Here is a 15,425-nt window from a genome sequence, read left to right on the forward strand (position 1 = left end):
CTATCCCATTAGGGCTATTTTATTTGCCATTTTGAACCAAGGCAGTGCTCAGGATCCTCACGTACGATGTGTACGCTCCGGCTCTTCCGCGCTGTCCATGTTAAAACTGGCTGCAACAATGACGCCAACGGGGATAAGCTCTTAAAAAAATCGAAATTGCGGAAAACAAGCAACCATACCATTTTCAGGGGGGTTGGCTCAAGGCGCGCGAGGCCGGTTAGCAGGAGAGAATCAATGACATCCAGGAGAAATAAAAAAACAACCCATTGAAAATAAATAAAAAAACGCCTCAGATAACACATCTATCTGAGGCGTTCTATTACTCAATTAAGCCGTTAATAACTGATTCATTCTGCGGATAAACTGGTTAGGATCATCTAATGTTCCCCGTTCAGCTAACAGCGATTGATCCAGTAATAACTCTACCCATTCAGCAAACTGAGCATCGTCAGTCACATCAGCAGCGCGTTTAACCAAGCTATGTTCAGGATTTAATTCAAAGATATACTTCACTTCTGGTGCCTGTTGGCCCGCAGCAGCAAACAATTTCGCCATCTGCGTACTCATTTCATCGGCATCAGTCGTCACTATCGCTGGCGTATCCGTCAAACGATGCGTCAGGCGGACATCTTTCACGCGTTCGCCCAGCAGGGTTTTAACCCGCTCAACGAATGGCTCCAGCGCTTTATCGGCCTCTTGCTGATCTGGACGCTCTTCATCTGCCAGCTTATTCAGTGAGTCATCTGCTTTGCTGACTGACTGGAAAACTTTACCGTCAAACTCGGTCAGGTAGCTCATCATCCATTCATCGATGCGATCAGATAACAGCAATACTTCAATGCCTTTTTTGCGGAACAGTTCCAGATGAGGGCTGTTCTTCGCCGCAGCATAGCTGTCAGCAGTGATGTAATAAATCTTCTCCTGCCCTTCAGTCATACGGCTGACATAATCTTCCAAAGACACTGTCTGCGCTGAGCTGTCGGTATGGGTTGAAGCAAAGCGTAGTAACTTGGCAATAGTTTCTTTATTGCTACCGTCTTCCGCTGGGCCTTCCTTAAGCGCCATACCGAACTGCTGCCAGAACTGCTGATATTTCTCAGCATCATCTTTAGCCAGTTTTTCCAGCATTTGCAGCACACGTTTAGTCAGCGCACTACGTAGATTCTGAGTAATGCGGCTGTCTTGCAGAATCTCACGCGAGACGTTCAGCGGTAGATCATTAGAATCTATTAAACCACGAACAAAACGCAGGTAATTCGGCATGAACTGCTCAGCATCATCCATAATGAACACGCGCTGCACGTAAAGTTTCAAACCATGCTTATGGTCGCGATTCCACATATCCCACGGGGCCTGAGCTGGGATATACAGCAAGCTGGTATACTCCTGCTTACCTTCGACGCGGTTATGGCTCCAACTCATCGGGTCGGTGAAATCATGCGCGATATGTTTATAGAATGCTTTATATTCGTCGTCAGTAATCTCTGCTTTGCCGCGCGTCCATAATGCCTGAGCTTTATTGATTTTCTCCCAGGTGACCGTGCCGTCTTCTTCATTTTTGCTTTGAATTTCAACTGGCAAAGCAATATGGTCTGAATATTTACTGATGACTGAGCGCAAGCGCCAATCATCCAAATACTCGTCTTCACCTTCACGCAGATGCAGGGTTATCTCTGTACCACGCTCTTCTTTGGTGATATCCGCGATGGTGTAGTCACCCTCGCCTGCCGATTCCCAGAATACGCCAGCATCAGCAGGCGCACCGGCTGCACGGGTACGGACGGTGACTTTATCTGCCACAATAAATGCGGAGTAGAAACCGACACCAAACTGGCCGATTAATTGGCTATCTTTGGCTTGATCTGAACCAATAGACTCAAGGAATGCTTTGGTCCCTGACTTCGCGATGGTACCAAGATTATCAATAACTTCGTCACGGCTCATACCGATGCCGTTATCACTTAGAGTCAAAGTACGCTTTTCTTTATCAAAAGATAAACGCACTCTCAGCTCACCGTCGCCCTCAAATAATTCAGGATTAGACAGCGCGCGGAAACGCAGTTTGTCTGCCGCATCAGAGGCATTAGAGATCAACTCGCGCAAGAAAATTTCTTTATTGGAATAAAGCGAGTGAATCATCAAATGGAGGAGTTGTTTTATTTCAGACTGGAATCCACGGGTTTCTTGACCTTTCATACTCATTAATTACCTCAATCCAAATTACCGACAGGTACATAAAATCGAACAATGAGTATCAGATGGGGCCAATAGGTGAAAGTTTCAAGTATGAGGATAGAAAAAAATAGAGAATCGAGGGCGATTGACTTATTATCCCTAACGAATTTATTCGTAAGATAATCAATAACAAGACTGTCGCCCACAATAAATAATGGGATCAATACTTAATAGGATTACGCCCAGCCAGTGAGTGCGATAATGTCGTACCATCAACCATTTCCAGTTCGCCGCCTACTGGTACGCCATGAGCGATACGGCTGGCTAATACGCCATACTGACCACACATCTGGCCGATATAGTTGGCAGTGGCATCCCCTTCTACGGTCGGATTAGTTGCCAAAATGACTTCAGTGATAGTTTCAGTTTCAAGCCGTTTTTCCAGCAAATCCAAACCAATATCGCCAGGGCCAATGCCATCCATGGGAGATAAATGCCCCATCAACACAAAGTAACGCCCACCAAACTGGCCGGTTTGTTCAATAGCATGGATATCTGCCGGGCTTTCGACCACACAGAGTTGGCCATTCTGCTGCCGGCGTGGGTTGGAGCAGATAGTGCAACGGTCTTGCTCGGTAAATGTCCGGCAATCAGCACAGTGACCGATTTCGGACATCGCACGGGTCAATGACTGCGCCAGCCGCATTCCACCACTACGATCACGCTGTAGCAGTTGGAATGCCATACGTTGCGCTGATTTCGGGCCAACGCCCGGCAGGCAGCGCAACGCCTCCATTAATGACTCAAGGAGTGGACTGGTTTGCATCAGAACGGCATCTTAAAGCCTGGTGGTAATTGCATACCACTGGAGACCGAAGCCATTTTCTCTTTTTGCGTTTCATCGATACGACGCGCTGCATCGTTCAATGCCGCAGCAATCAAATCTTCCAGCATTTCTTTATCTTCTTCAACCAATAGGCTTGGGTCAATTTCAACCCGGCGGCAGTTATGCGCCCCATTGATGGTTACTTTTACCAAGCCCGCGCCAGATTCACCGGTAACTTCCAATTTGGCGACTTCTTCCTGCATCTGCTGCATTTTTTCCTGCATCTGCTGGGCTTGTTTCATTAAATTGCCAATACCGCCTTTACCAAACATAGTCATCTCTCATAGCAAGGGGCCGCGTCAGTACACCATGCACTTACCGCAGCGGTTAAACCGGCCGGATACTCTCTTCATCCAATTCTGCATCGAAGAAACGACGCAGTGTCTGAATATTATTATCCGCAATAATCGACTGGCGTGCTTGTGCCAGCTTTTCTTCATAAATGGCCTGCCGCCATTCCAGCGGAGTACGCTCCGCCGGGTTGTCATCTTCGATAACGCTAAGTGTGACAGCATTACCGTGTAATTCACTCAATGCATCAGCCAGCGCCTTTTGTGCCGTGGGCGAATTTAAATGCCGCTGGCTAGAACGCAGGTGAAGACAAATATTACCCGGTTCTATTTCTTCTTTAAATGCATTCAACGCAAGCTGCTGTACCAATTTCGGAACATGTAGCTTATCTATCTCTGCCGCCCAAGGATCCCGCACCATGGCGTCTTCAGCCAATTTGGCAGAAAGCTCCGGTGTTTTTTCATGCTCTAACGCAGAGCGCAACGCCTTAGGCGTGGTAACTGGCTCAGCTACGACCTCAGACTGATTTTGCGCGGTCCAGCGATAAGCTTCTTTCTTCGCCGGTTTCTTTTCTTCGGTTGATTTAGCGGCCAGACGCTGCTGGCTGCGCTCAGTCACCGAAGCTAGACGCTCCAGTGCCGAGGTTGCCGGCCGCGCTTTTCCTGGCGCTGCCGGCTCATTCTTTTTTGGTGTGGTTGTCCCGGATTGTCGCAACAACTGGGTCCGTGCCTGAAGGAGCTGCGCAGTAGAATCTGGGAGCTGAGTACTCACTTCAGCGGCAAGCCCTAGCGGTGGTGCATCTTGCGGTGGCCCTGAGTGAGTAGATGCGGGCTGTTGCGTATTTGGGGAGTGCTGCGGTGCATTGTTACCCCCAATCGCTGCTGGCGCACTGACAGATACACTCTGCGGTTCGGCAATTATCGCTTTAGGATGAAAAGCTAACGCTCGCAATAAGGTCATTTCAACCCCCATGCGGCGATCCGGCGCATAAGCCAGCTCTTTGCGGCCCACTAACAGAATTTGATAATATAACTGAATATCAGCAGGTGGCAATGTGCGGGCCAGTTCGCGTAACCGAGGCTCAACCGTCGCATAGTGATTATCCAACATTGATGGCAGCAGTTGCACCATCGCAATGCGGTGCAGCAAACTTAGGGTTTCGACCAATAAGTTTTCCCAATCGACACCACGTGATGCCGCTTGTTCTACCTGAGCCATCACCCGCGCACCATCGGCACTGACCAGCGCCTCGATAATCGCCAAGGGTTGCTCGTCATCCAGCGTTCCCAGCATTTGACTGACTGTAGCTGTCGTCACATGCCCATCGCCCATCGCAACGGCCTGATCTGTCAGACTAAGCGCATCTCGCATACTGCCATCGGCCGCCCGTGCCAATAATTGCAATGCACGCGCATCACTACTGATTTGCTCTGCCAATAATATTTTTTCAAGCTGCCCACGGATAACCTCAACATCAATCACTTTGAGATGGAATTGCAAACAGCGGGAAAGGATGGTCACCGGCAGTTTCTGAGGGTCCGTAGTCGCCAGCAAGAATTTCACATGGGCTGGCGGCTCTTCAAGTGTTTTTAGTAGCGCATTGAAACTGTGGCGCGACAGCATATGCACTTCATCAATTAAGTACACTTTGAAGCGGCCACGGGCTGGAGCATATTGAACGTTATCCAGCAGTTCTCGGGTATCTTCTACCTTCGTGCGCGAGGCGGCATCTATCTCGATCAGGTCAACAAAACGGCCTTGCTCGATCTCCAGGCAGTTAGCACAGGTACCGCAAGGCGTCGCTGTAATGCCGGTTTCGCAGTTAAGACCTTTGGCTAATAGCCGTGCAATCGACGTCTTGCCAACGCCACGGGTGCCGGAGAATAGATAGGCGTGATGAATTCGCCCTAATGAAAGGCCATTAGCCAGCGCCGTCAGGACATGCTCCTGACCAACGACGTCTGCGAACGTTTGGGGGCGCCACTTACGGGCAAGGACCTGATAGCTCATTAATACTTCATCATTGATTTATAAAGAATAATTTAATCACCAGTAAAAAAACCACTATTTAACCTACATATATTAAGTGGTTTGTTTTTGAACACATTAACCCGAATAGCTACAGGTTGAATCTTAGTGTACCAGTACGCCCATCGTCATTCCCACAAATTTACTTTGTGGAAGTAGAGTTGTCGATTCTTTGTACCCTGCGATGCCGTAATAAACCCGTTCTTATTTCCTTTCGGACTCTCCCCCATGTTGAAAGAATCGATATTGCCAGCAATGAATTTTACAACGGTGGCCTGTTCATTTTTATTCCACAATCTGGATGTTATGCTGGCAATCTATTCCGAAATACCGGCCTTAGTACGATCGGAAATTTGCTCTGACAGGTAACGGAGATTAGCAGAGTGTAAGGTGCTTCCCTGACTGCTGGATTTTGCATGGTATTCAATCGGTGCCGATGCCTAGGCTATCAAGAAGTTATAGTTAATAATCAGCGGCACCCAGTTTGGGTCAATTAACAATGGACGGATTTATGACAAGTAAAAAAAGAGGGATGGGCTATATTGCTATCGTCGTTGATGATTACGATAAAGCGATTGAATTTTATACCGAAAAGTTAGGTTTTTTTCTGCGAGAAGATGAGGCACAACCAGGGAAACGTTGGGTGTCGGTTTCGCCGACAGAAGACAGTGAGTGTCGTTTATTGCTAGCTCGGGCATCCAATGACCATCAAACTGCGTTTATTGGTAATCAATGTGGTGGTCGAGTATTCCTTTTTCTTGAGACAGATAACTTCTGGCGTGATTATGAGTTGATGAAATCAAAAGGAGTGACATTCTGCGAAGAACCTCGCAAAGAGAAATATGGCATGGTGGTTGTATTCGAAGATATTTACGGTAATCGCTGGGATCTTTACCAAAAATAGTGAGTATAATTAGTGCGTTAGGAAAATAATAATGATAAGAATCATCTCGGTGAGAAGTCACCCTGAGTATAAAGATCAATCTATCCGCTATTTTCAGAATAAGTGGGCCACGGAAGAGACTAAAATGCTTTATCAGGATTGCATCAGTCTTTGTATTGCAGCTAAAAATCCTTTACCTCAATGGTATTTGATGGAAATGAATAATGAAATTATTGGTTGCGCTGGATTAATCACCAATGATTTTATTAGCCGTATGGATCTGTACCCTTGGTTATGTGCGCTTTATATTGAAGAGCAACACCGAGGGTATGCTTATGGTGAATTACTGATCAAGCATATTGCTAAAGAAACCAAACAATTAGGTTTTGATACACTACATTTATGTACTGACCATATCGGGTTCTACGAAAAGTATGGTTTTACTTTTACTGGATTGGGTTATCACCCATGGGGCGGGTCTTCACGTATTTATTCGCTGCCACTCTAATAAGTGAATGGCAGTTTGCATTGATAATATTTTCCCGACATTCATCGAATAATCTGACGGTCACCGTTGATGACCACCAGATTATTATGCCTACCATCTTTCAGTCCAGAGTGCTGTTGGCAGCTTTCATTCACCCAAATAAGCTACCTGGGTAAGTTTATCGGGATGTATTCACTTGCAGCCTACCTGCAACTCCACATTCTTTGGGGATAAAATCAATGCCCGCTGAACGAGACCAAACTATAGCAAGTGATCCCTTGCTGAGTCAGGCGCGCTTCGCCACCCAATTCAGGCAAATCAATCACAAATGCAGCGTCAGTCACGACGCCACCCAGCCGACGGATGAGCTTAACCGTTGCCTCGATTGTGCCGCCGGTAGCCAGCAAATCGTCAATCACTAAGACATTATCGCCCGGTTTAATGCTATCGGTGTGGATCTCAAGTTTGTCCGTGCCATACTCCAACTCATAGCTTTCGCTGATAGTTTCCCGCGGCAATTTACCGGGTTTACGCACCGGAACAAAACCGACACCCAGCGACAGGGCGACCGGAGCACCAAACAGAAAGCCGCGAGCTTCAGTACCCACTACTTTAGTCACGCCTTTACCCAGATAGCGCTCTACCAGCAATTCGATGCTAGCGGCATAGGCTAATGGATCTTCTAGCAAGCTGGTCACATCACGAAACAGTATTCCCGCTTTTGGATAATCGGGGATGGTTTTGATACTGTCTTTAATATATTGAAGCTGTTGTGCTGTATTAGGTGCAGTAGCGGTCATAATTTGTGCCTGATAAAACTGCTGTACATACTTAAGCGCGGCCAGTCGATGTTAAATGGCATCGGCTGAGTAACTTAGTCTCACTATCGATAATACTCCGATAGTTAAAGTCACTGCATCCTTAACATTAAGGATGCAACGAGGGATTACCCCGCGCACGAAAACGCTCAAATCTATGCAAACTGGCACTAAAATGCAACTAGTGTGAATTGCTCAGCGCCGTTTTTGTTGCGATAGGTCAATAACTGGCATTCGCCACATAAAGGTCAACAGTAGGATTAACATAATAAGTAATATGCCTCTCACCCACCAGATTTTCACCAACCAAAGTGAAACAGCAAATGTAAGTATGGTAACCAGTATTGCCTTCCATTTAGTGCCCACAGGCAATGCTCGATGTTGTTGCCAGGTACGTATATAGCTACCAAACCATGAACGGTAGAGCAACCAGTGATGAAATCGCGGGGAGGATCGTGCAAAACACCAAGCGGCCAACAGCAAAAACGGTGTGGTGGGTAACAGAGGAAGCACGACACCTAACGTTGCCAATATCACCGCCAGCCAACCCAAGGTTATCAAAAACCAACGAGACATAAGCTCCCTTTATCATCACTTTAATGAAGCGTTATCATTAACCCATGCGTTGAACATCATCAATAGATATTCTTGCCATTATTTGCACAAAACATCGGTATCTATTTTATTTACCCTCCCCCAAGCTTGTATCTGCCGCCATTCGAAGGCAAGCTGGCGGGAAATGCCAAGGAGAAGCGCCATGAGTACGGAAAAATTATTGCAGGTGCTTGAAAGCCAAATTGAAGCGCTGTCAGCGCAAGTTGGCCCTCAGGCAAACACCCCCTCTCAGCAAGCCCGTTTTGATCTAAACCTGTTTGGTAATCATGGCAACCGTTTCCGCGATTATCTTCAGGAAATACGTAAAAATATGGTCCAACTAAAGCAGGTGGTTGCTGATAATCGCACACAACAGGTTGCTTTTCTCGCTGAAAAACTGGTTGCCCAGATTTCTGCATTGCAAAGAGAATTGGCTACACAAAAATTAAGAAAATCCAATCCTGAACCTCGGGATAATAAATTGGACCCTTACCATAAGCTGGCTGAACATCAAGATTATGAACGGCGAATATTGGCCATGATTCAGGATAGAGAGAGCCAACTTGGTAAGCAAAGTTTGTTATCTGAGCAGCAGAAAATACAGAAAGAGCTAGCGGCACTCGAGGGGCGCCTAATGCGCTGCCGGCAGGCGTTGATAAGAATAGAACGCAGTATTGAGAAAAAAGAGAACGGTTTTTGAATATTTGTCACATTTTTTGAATCATTGAGATTCCGACAGCAAATAGTTCTCTATAATGTTTATGCCCGCCCTCTTTCAAATGCAGATGTTGACGGCTTGCGTTCACCCGAATTACTGACTGGTGTCAGTTAATCGGGATTACCTCGCTTACCGCTTTCCAGCATGTTGAAATCTAGTGGGTATATAGGTTGAATCAGGTCAGGTGGAACCCTGGTACGATATTCACACCCGACTTCCCGATTAACTGCAAATCAAATGTTGGTCAGATTATGTCAGTTGAAAAAGCTCCACCAGAACTGCAACTGGCAGTAGATCTTATCTATCTGCTGGAATGCAATGAGATAGCGCCCGAGACAGCACTGGCGGCGTTAGCGATCGTGCAACTTGATTATCAGCGTAAGCTCCGCCGTCAAAACTCAGATTGAAGATATCACTTCTGCTATTTAGCCAAGGCGATACACTAACGTGTCGCCTTAGTGATGCAGGTATATGACCCGACCTGTAGAGACTCCATCAGTAATGGCGCGCTACTGCCTATACAGCCTAATGCCTTAAGCAAGCGGCTTATTGATATCCGGTAAGTCAGGCTTAGTATCTCCCAATTCCGATTGCTCAGCCGGTAAGCCTTGTTTATCAAGCGGGCGACTGACTTCCTGAACCTCGGTACCATCTGGTTTGTGCAGATACACTTCCAACTGGTTAAAGGCGATATTAATGTCATTATCACGACATAACTTATCAATAGCCCTGTTCAATTCATCCACCGTATAGCTGCGATCTCTCAATTCACGAACATACAGGCGTAACTCATGATCAAGAGTGCTGGAACCGAAGTTTAGGAAGAAGACTTGTGGTTCAGGATCAACCATAACTCGTGGATTCTCATGGGCGGCTTGTAACAGTACATCTTTTACTTTCGCCAGATCAGAACCATAGGCGACACCCACTTTAATGATGATGCGCGTAATGGTATCTGATAGTGACCAGTTGATCAGGCGCTCGGTAACAAATGCTTTGTTCGGAATAATGACTTCTTTACGGTCAAAATCGGTAATTGTCGTCGCACGGATGCGTATCTTGCTGACATTCCCCGAAAAAGTACCAATGGTAATGGTATCGCCGATACGAACGGGCCGCTCAAACAGAATAATCAAACCGGATACAAAGTTGGCAAAGATTTCCTGCAAGCCAAACCCCAAACCAACAGACAGTGCCGCCACTAACCATTGCAATTTATCCCACGAAACACCGAGCGAACTTAACGCGGTTATCCCACCGACCGCCGTGATGAGATAAGTCAGAATGGTGGTGATGGCATAAGAAGTGCCTTGGCGCAGTTGCAGGCGCGACAATACCACAACCTCAAGTAAGCCCGGCAAGTTACGAGTCAGAACATAGGCCACCACCAATGCCATCAAAGCCACCAGCATATTCCCCAAGGTCACAGCCTGCGCGACGCTAGCACCAGCGACTGTTGAGGTGTAATGCCACAAAGAGATACTATCCAGATAGGAAATAACCGTTATCAGGTCCGCCCAAATCCAATAGAAACAAGTGGCAAAAATCAGGAAGAGCGCCATCGTTGTCAGGCGTAATGACTGTTGGTTAATTTGGTCCAAGGCTAATGGCGGCTCTTCAACCGGCTCACCACCTTCAGCCCCCTCTTTCACCAAACTTTGCCGCCGGGCAATTGCCCTACGATAGGCCAAACGCCGCGCGGCAACCCCTAAACCTCGAATTGCCGTCAGGTAAACGATATTCCACAGGAACAATAAGTACAGGCTATCAATCCAGCGACCAGCCAGTTGTAGTGTCGTATAAAAATATCCTGCCATCATTAAGCCAATCAATATGATGGGGGTTACAGCAACCGCAGTCACAATCACCAACCGCACCGCATGGGAATCTTTTTCACGCCAACTATCGCGGCAGAATGGATAGACAAACAGGGCCAGCAGTGCCAATGCAATAACAATAACAATTTGCCCGATGACATCATCGACCAATCGAAGTGGACTTTTCTCTCCCAATTCCGACCAGAATATCACCGGCAACAATGCCCCCCCTAATCGCACCATTTGGCGGCGATAATGCGCGCATCGGTCAGCCGCAATCATAAAGTGTCGCTCGGTAATTCCCCCTGGCGAGAGCATACGATAGGTCAGATCAAATATTAGCCAGAACAGCGCCAAACGTTGGAATAAGCTCCAGAGGAAGTCACTAAGATTAAAGTCTGAACGCAGACACCAATAACCAAAACCTAGGATAATTAAGGCCCCAGGCAAGACTTTCAGTAAAGTGAGCATAATGGCATTTGGCGTATGCATTTGGCTGTCGTGCTTGAGTTGCCCGACGTCAGCCGCCAGTCTATCCAAATGTTTATTAATGATGTTATAGCGTGATCGGATCACCCCCACCACAATCAACATGGGTAGCAAGAACACCACTGATTTGATCAACCCCGCTAACACATCACCCGGTGACAGGGTAAAGTGAAAATTGCTCAGTTCAGATTTAAGTGCGCCCGGTAAGGCTTTTAGCCAAGACCAGTCCATCGGTTTATTGCTACTGACCCAAAAAATCTGCTGTGTCAGAGTATGTTGCAGTGATTCATTGACGCTGAGCAACTGCTGTTGGTTAATTTGCAGATTGATAGCCAATGTCAGTTGGTTACCCAACTGTTTATTCAACTGATCCAGTAGCTCACGGCGGATATCAACAATTTGCCCCAGCGCGTCTTCTACATCAGGACTGATCTTCTCTTTACTGTCATTCATCAGGGTTTGGATATAGTCATCCCCCTGGAATAGCTGGTCACGTTGCTGATTTATTTCAAATTGCTCCAAGCGCAAGTCAGCAATACGTGGACCCATATTGGTTATCAAACCAGCAGCCGGTAAATTGAGCTGCTGTTGATACAAGATACGCGAAAGCAACAAGCTACCGCGTAATACGGTAATTTGTTCTTTTAAGTTACGTTCCGATTGCAGCGCGCGGTCCAGCCAGTTTTTAACTCTAATATTCTGTTGTACCAGGGTGTTGCCTTCTTTCGTGGCATTAATCAGGCGCTGACTTAATTCTTTGTTAATCGTCAGTTCTCGGCTAACTAACGGATCATTTTGAATATCAGTTGCATCATTAGGTGCTTGCGCTTCTTTGGCTGTTTTTTCTGATAGGATTAATCGTTTGCCGCTGACCACCTCTTGCAGTAGCTGTACGTAGCGCTCCAGTTGGTTTATGTGAGCAGTAGTGTAATCCCGTTGTTTTTGCAGTAAATCCTGTAAGGTGGTGTTAGCTTCCAGATTTTTACGTTGCAAATCCAGCTGCGCATTTAACATCACCTGCTCAGTCAATAACTCTTGCTGCTGGGTTGGACGCAGAACCTCTTGATTTGGCGCTAATCCATTGAGTTGATTGCGAATCTGCATTAAACGCATTGATGCGTTATACATCGCACTCTGCACCCGTTCGGGCTGAGTTTGCAGGGCAATTAACTGGCTATTATAAGCGGAGAGGTCTTCCTGAGCTGATTGTAAATCATCCAGCGTTTCATTTAGACGTGATTCCAATTGGCGCAGCGAATAATTCGCCAATGACTCCCGAGTCAGCGTGTCAGCGGTACTATTCTTAAGCGCATCCAGCCCCTCTGTCGCCTGCCGTAATTTTGCGGGAGCTTGTGCCAGTTGTTGTTTAAGTTGACTGGCCTCTTGCTTGGTACGCTCAATGGTATCAAGGTATTCCAACGTTTTAGTTAGATCCTGCTGTGATAGCTTTTCCGCTGGCGACAATATTTTTTGTTTTGATAGTGTATCCAGTTGGCTTAATACCTCAGTGCGGGTCGGCACATCAATATTGATTCCAGATGCAAAAGTCGATGGCAAAGATATAAAGGCAATTATAAGCAGGGTAAGCATTGTCTGAAGGCGTAATAAAAATGCCCCCACTGACGTCATGACTGGCATGGATAAGGGTAAAGAATATTGATTATGGGATCTGCTGCTCATATTTGAACTTCATTTCAACAGAGAGGCTGAAATCCTATCACGTTCAGTCTCGAGTAATAATAAGAAAAATCTTTCAGAACGTGAATAGCTGTAATAATGCGGGCTGTTACGCAGTTGTTGTTGAATAGGATGTAACAACCAGCAATATCGGTTGATTCGGGGAAGAGCAGTAATCCCATTATTACTTAGAATGTGAGAACTTTATCAGCGGCTAACGTCCATTGAGCCAACTCAACCAAAGTACCGATTTCTGCACCATCAACCAGCGTTAACCCAGTCACACCACGGGCATCGGCGCAAGTTTTGCATAATTTAACCGGAACATTCTGTGCTGTAAGAATCTCTAGCATCTGCTGTAAATTGTAACCTTCACGTGGTTGTTGCCCGTTAAGGCCAGCAATGACGGCATCAGACATTAAAAAAAGGCGTAAATCGAGATCGGCTTGTTGTTCTTTTAACGCAATAGATAAACGCAGAGCATTAAATAATGACTCATGGCCATAGGCAGCCCCATTCGCAATCACAACCAGTGAACTACTCATATAAACCTCCAGTTAATCCGATGCTTTGCTATTTAGCCCTTTTCGCAACGAAAGACTATGGCCTAGCATCTCCAGATAGGCATCAATTAATACCGGTGCCTCTTGTTTTATATCAAAACTTTCTGGCATAAAGAGCCAGTTTTCCATCAAACCTGTAATATAAGCTTTCATGATAATCGCAGCTCGACGAGTATCAAGGTTGACGGGCAATTGATTTGCATCAATACAGTCTTGCAAAACCGATTCAATTCGCTCATAACTAGCTAAATCAAGAACTTTACGCGCGTCATGGACTGAGGTCATCTCACCGATAAACTCACATTTATGGAATACAATCTCCATTAGTGCACGGCGTCGGCAATCCTCACGCGTAGAAACAAGAACATAGATGAGTATTTCACGCAGGATGCGGAGTGGATTATCGGGATATTTTGCCTGATACTCTAATTCGAGCTGATCAATTTTAGACTCTGATAACTCCCAAACTTCGTTAAACAGGTCTACCTTATTCTTGAAGTGCCAATAAATTGCGCCTCGGGTTACGCCTGCGGCGGCGGCAATATCAGTAAGTGAAGTGCCGGAAACGCCATGCGCAGAAAACTCCCGCACTGCGGCATCAAGAATTTGTTGCCGGGTCTCTTCGGCTTGCTGTTTGGTTTTTCGTGCCATAGCGTTGTTTTTTCGAGGGGGTGCGATTTACATACATTCACGAATGTATGTACCATAGCACGCACATATAATTTACGCAGCAATGGGTTTTAAAGCTTGTGATCCATTGAATTAAATTAAAAATCGGACACTTGAGGTTTATCTATGAGCAAAAACAGAGGGGTAATGCCTCTGGCTGCAATTCTGGTACTTTCAGGCAGCTTAGTACTTATAGGATGTAATGATAAAGATGCGGCGCAAGCCCATGCTCAACAGGCACCTGAAGTTGGTATTGTGACATTGAAAGCAGCACCACTGAATATCACAACCGAACTACCGGGCCGCACGTCCGCATTCCGTGTTGCAGAAGTTCGCCCACAAGTTAGCGGGATCATTCTTAAACGTAACTATGTTGAAGGCAGTGATGTCACCGCAGGAACATCACTTTATCAAATTGATCCAGCCACATATCAGGCCGCTTATGACAGCGCCAAAGGTGATTTAGCGAAAGCACAAGCTGCCGCTGAAATTGCCCGCCTGACAGTGAATCGCTACAAACCATTACTGGGTACCAATTACATCAGTAAGCAAGAGTATGACCAGGCTATGTCTGACTCAATGCAAGCTAATGCGAGTGTTCTGGCAGCAAAAGCGGCGGTAGAAACAGCGCGTATTAACCTGGCATATACTCAGGTTACGTCGCCAATCAGTGGGCGTACCGGTAAATCTTCAGTTACTGAAGGTGCATTGGTGACCAGTGGTCAGGCAACGGCAATGACCACAGTTCAGCAACTTGATCCGATGTATGTCGATGTGACTCAATCAAGCGATGAATTCTTGCGCCTGAAAAAAGAGCTGGCTGATGGCACGCTCAAGCAAGAAAACGGTAAGGCCAAGGTTCGCTTGTTACTGGAAAACGGCTCTGAATACGCAGAAACCGGTACTCTGGAATTCTCTGGTGTCACCGTCGATGAAACGACCGGTTCAATTACTATCCGTGCCATCTTCCCTAACCCGAACGAGGCGCTGCTGCCTGGCATGTTTGTTCGTGCCCGTTTGGATGAAGGTGTCAGACCTGATGCACTGTTGGTGCCTCAACAAGGTGTGACGCGTAACCCACGTGGCGAAGCTACTGCTATGGTTGTCGGCGCAGATGACAAAGTTGAAATGCGCACGCTGGTTGCTAATCAGGCCATTGGTAATAAATGGTTGGTTACTGAAGGATTGAAAGCAGGTGATCGTCTTATTGTTTCCGGCTTGCAGAAAATCAGACCGGGCGTGCAGGTAAAAGTGCAGGAAGTTACTGACCCGGCGCAAAAAGCAGCTCCGGCTGATACAGCGAAGAAGTCTTAAAAGGAGCCGGTAATTC

The 15,425-nt window shown here is 46.5% G+C and carries 14 protein-coding genes; 5 read left to right on the forward strand and 9 right to left on the reverse strand.

Features of this window, described 5'->3' with window-relative positions:
* Nucleotides 1–327: 327 nt before the first annotated feature.
* The 4 genes from A6J66_011070 to A6J66_011085 form a co-directional block, all read right to left on the reverse strand.
* Nucleotides 328–2,202: a molecular chaperone HtpG gene (locus A6J66_011070; protein ID PNM24675.1), complete on the reverse strand. Its 1,875-nt coding sequence runs from the start codon at nt 2,200–2,202 to the stop codon at nt 328–330.
* Between the two features lie 193 nt (nt 2,203–2,395).
* Nucleotides 2,396–3,001, reverse strand: a complete 606-nt coding sequence (locus A6J66_011075) for a recombination protein RecR (GenBank protein PNM24676.1) — start codon at nt 2,999–3,001, stop codon at nt 2,396–2,398.
* Nucleotides 3,001–3,333, reverse strand: a complete 333-nt coding sequence (locus A6J66_011080) for a nucleoid-associated protein, YbaB/EbfC family (protein ID PNM24677.1) — start codon at nt 3,331–3,333, stop codon at nt 3,001–3,003. Before A6J66_011080 ends, A6J66_011075 begins: the two co-directional genes overlap by 1 nt.
* 55 nt (nt 3,334–3,388) lie before the next feature.
* Nucleotides 3,389–5,362: a DNA polymerase III subunit gamma/tau gene (locus tag A6J66_011085; GenBank protein PNM24678.1), complete on the reverse strand. Its 1,974-nt coding sequence runs from the start codon at nt 5,360–5,362 to the stop codon at nt 3,389–3,391.
* Between the two features lie 550 nt (nt 5,363–5,912).
* On the opposite strand from A6J66_011085, the gene A6J66_011090 reads away from it, so the two are divergent.
* Entirely contained in the window at nt 5,913–6,284 is a 372-nt protein-coding gene (locus tag A6J66_011090; protein PNM24679.1) for a VOC family protein, read from the forward strand.
* A 31-nt stretch (nt 6,285–6,315) separates the two neighbouring features.
* Entirely contained in the window at nt 6,316–6,771 is a 456-nt protein-coding gene (locus tag A6J66_011095) for an N-acetyltransferase (GenBank protein PNM24680.1), read from the forward strand.
* 215 nt (nt 6,772–6,986) lie between these two features.
* Here A6J66_011095 and A6J66_011100 read toward each other — a convergent pair whose 3' ends face one another.
* Together A6J66_011100 and A6J66_011105 are read right to left on the reverse strand one after the other, a co-directional pair.
* Nucleotides 6,987–7,550, reverse strand: a complete 564-nt coding sequence (locus tag A6J66_011100; protein PNM24681.1) for an adenine phosphoribosyltransferase — start codon at nt 7,548–7,550, stop codon at nt 6,987–6,989.
* Between the two features lie 213 nt (nt 7,551–7,763).
* Nucleotides 7,764–8,144, reverse strand: coding sequence for a DUF454 domain-containing protein (locus A6J66_011105; GenBank protein PNM24682.1), 381 nt, complete (start codon nt 8,142–8,144; stop codon nt 7,764–7,766).
* Nucleotides 8,145–8,325: 181 nt separating this feature from the next.
* Between A6J66_011105 and A6J66_011110 the strand changes: the two genes are divergently transcribed.
* Both A6J66_011110 and A6J66_011115 read left to right on the forward strand, forming a co-directional pair.
* Complete coding sequence (locus A6J66_011110; GenBank protein PNM24683.1) at nt 8,326–8,862, forward strand: prephenate dehydrogenase; 537 nt, start codon at nt 8,326–8,328, stop codon at nt 8,860–8,862.
* Nucleotides 8,863–9,131: 269 nt separating this feature from the next.
* On the forward strand, nt 9,132–9,287 hold the full coding sequence (locus tag A6J66_011115) for a DUF2496 domain-containing protein (protein PNM24684.1): 156 nt from the start codon (nt 9,132–9,134) through the stop codon (nt 9,285–9,287).
* 126 nt (nt 9,288–9,413) lie between these two features.
* On the opposite strand, the gene A6J66_011120 is transcribed toward A6J66_011115, so the two are convergent.
* From A6J66_011120 to A6J66_011130, 3 genes are all read right to left on the reverse strand, one after another.
* Complete coding sequence (locus A6J66_011120) at nt 9,414–12,776, reverse strand: mechanosensitive channel MscK (protein PNM26982.1); 3,363 nt, start codon at nt 12,774–12,776, stop codon at nt 9,414–9,416.
* Between the two features lie 275 nt (nt 12,777–13,051).
* Nucleotides 13,052–13,408: a hypothetical protein gene (locus A6J66_011125; protein PNM24685.1), complete on the reverse strand. Its 357-nt coding sequence runs from the start codon at nt 13,406–13,408 to the stop codon at nt 13,052–13,054.
* A gap of 12 nt (nt 13,409–13,420) precedes the next feature.
* A complete protein-coding gene (locus A6J66_011130; GenBank protein ID PNM24686.1) occupies nt 13,421–14,077 on the reverse strand; it encodes a DNA-binding transcriptional repressor AcrR in 657 nt (218 codons plus the stop codon).
* A gap of 144 nt (nt 14,078–14,221) precedes the next feature.
* On the opposite strand from A6J66_011130, the gene A6J66_011135 reads away from it, so the two are divergent.
* Entirely contained in the window at nt 14,222–15,409 is a 1,188-nt protein-coding gene (locus A6J66_011135; protein PNM24687.1) for an efflux RND transporter periplasmic adaptor subunit, read from the forward strand.
* Nucleotides 15,410–15,425: the final 16 nt, after the last annotated feature.

This window comes from Yersinia enterocolitica (genome assembly GCA_002082245.2).
In the GTDB taxonomy this organism is placed as follows: Bacteria; Pseudomonadota; Gammaproteobacteria; order Enterobacterales; family Enterobacteriaceae; genus Yersinia; species Yersinia enterocolitica_E.

Bases quoted from the DNA above. Each gene is read 5' to 3' on its own strand.
- A6J66_011100 (PNM24681.1), bottom strand. From the start codon at position 7,550: ATGACCGCTACTGCACCTAATACAGCACAACAGCTTCAATATATTAAA.
- A6J66_011080 (PNM24677.1), bottom strand. From the start codon at position 3,333: ATGTTTGGTAAAGGCGGTATTGGCAATTTAATGAAACAAGCCCAGCAG.
- A6J66_011095 (PNM24680.1), top strand. From the start codon at position 6,316: ATGATAAGAATCATCTCGGTGAGAAGTCACCCTGAGTATAAAGATCAA.
- A6J66_011125 (PNM24685.1), bottom strand. From the start codon at position 13,408: ATGAGTAGTTCACTGGTTGTGATTGCGAATGGGGCTGCCTATGGCCAT.
- A6J66_011130 (PNM24686.1), bottom strand. From the start codon at position 14,077: ATGGCACGAAAAACCAAACAGCAAGCCGAAGAGACCCGGCAACAAATT.
- A6J66_011070 (PNM24675.1), bottom strand. From the start codon at position 2,202: ATGAGTATGAAAGGTCAAGAAACCCGTGGATTCCAGTCTGAAATAAAA.
- A6J66_011120 (PNM26982.1), bottom strand. From the start codon at position 12,776: ATGCTTACCCTGCTTATAATTGCCTTTATATCTTTGCCATCGACTTTT.
- A6J66_011135 (PNM24687.1), top strand. From the start codon at position 14,222: ATGAGCAAAAACAGAGGGGTAATGCCTCTGGCTGCAATTCTGGTACTT.
- A6J66_011105 (PNM24682.1), bottom strand. From the start codon at position 8,144: ATGTCTCGTTGGTTTTTGATAACCTTGGGTTGGCTGGCGGTGATATTG.
- A6J66_011090 (PNM24679.1), top strand. From the start codon at position 5,913: ATGGGCTATATTGCTATCGTCGTTGATGATTACGATAAAGCGATTGAA.
- A6J66_011075 (PNM24676.1), bottom strand. From the start codon at position 3,001: ATGCAAACCAGTCCACTCCTTGAGTCATTAATGGAGGCGTTGCGCTGC.
- A6J66_011085 (PNM24678.1), bottom strand. From the start codon at position 5,362: ATGAGCTATCAGGTCCTTGCCCGTAAGTGGCGCCCCCAAACGTTCGCA.
- A6J66_011110 (PNM24683.1), top strand. From the start codon at position 8,326: ATGAGTACGGAAAAATTATTGCAGGTGCTTGAAAGCCAAATTGAAGCG.
- A6J66_011115 (PNM24684.1), top strand. From the start codon at position 9,132: ATGTCAGTTGAAAAAGCTCCACCAGAACTGCAACTGGCAGTAGATCTT.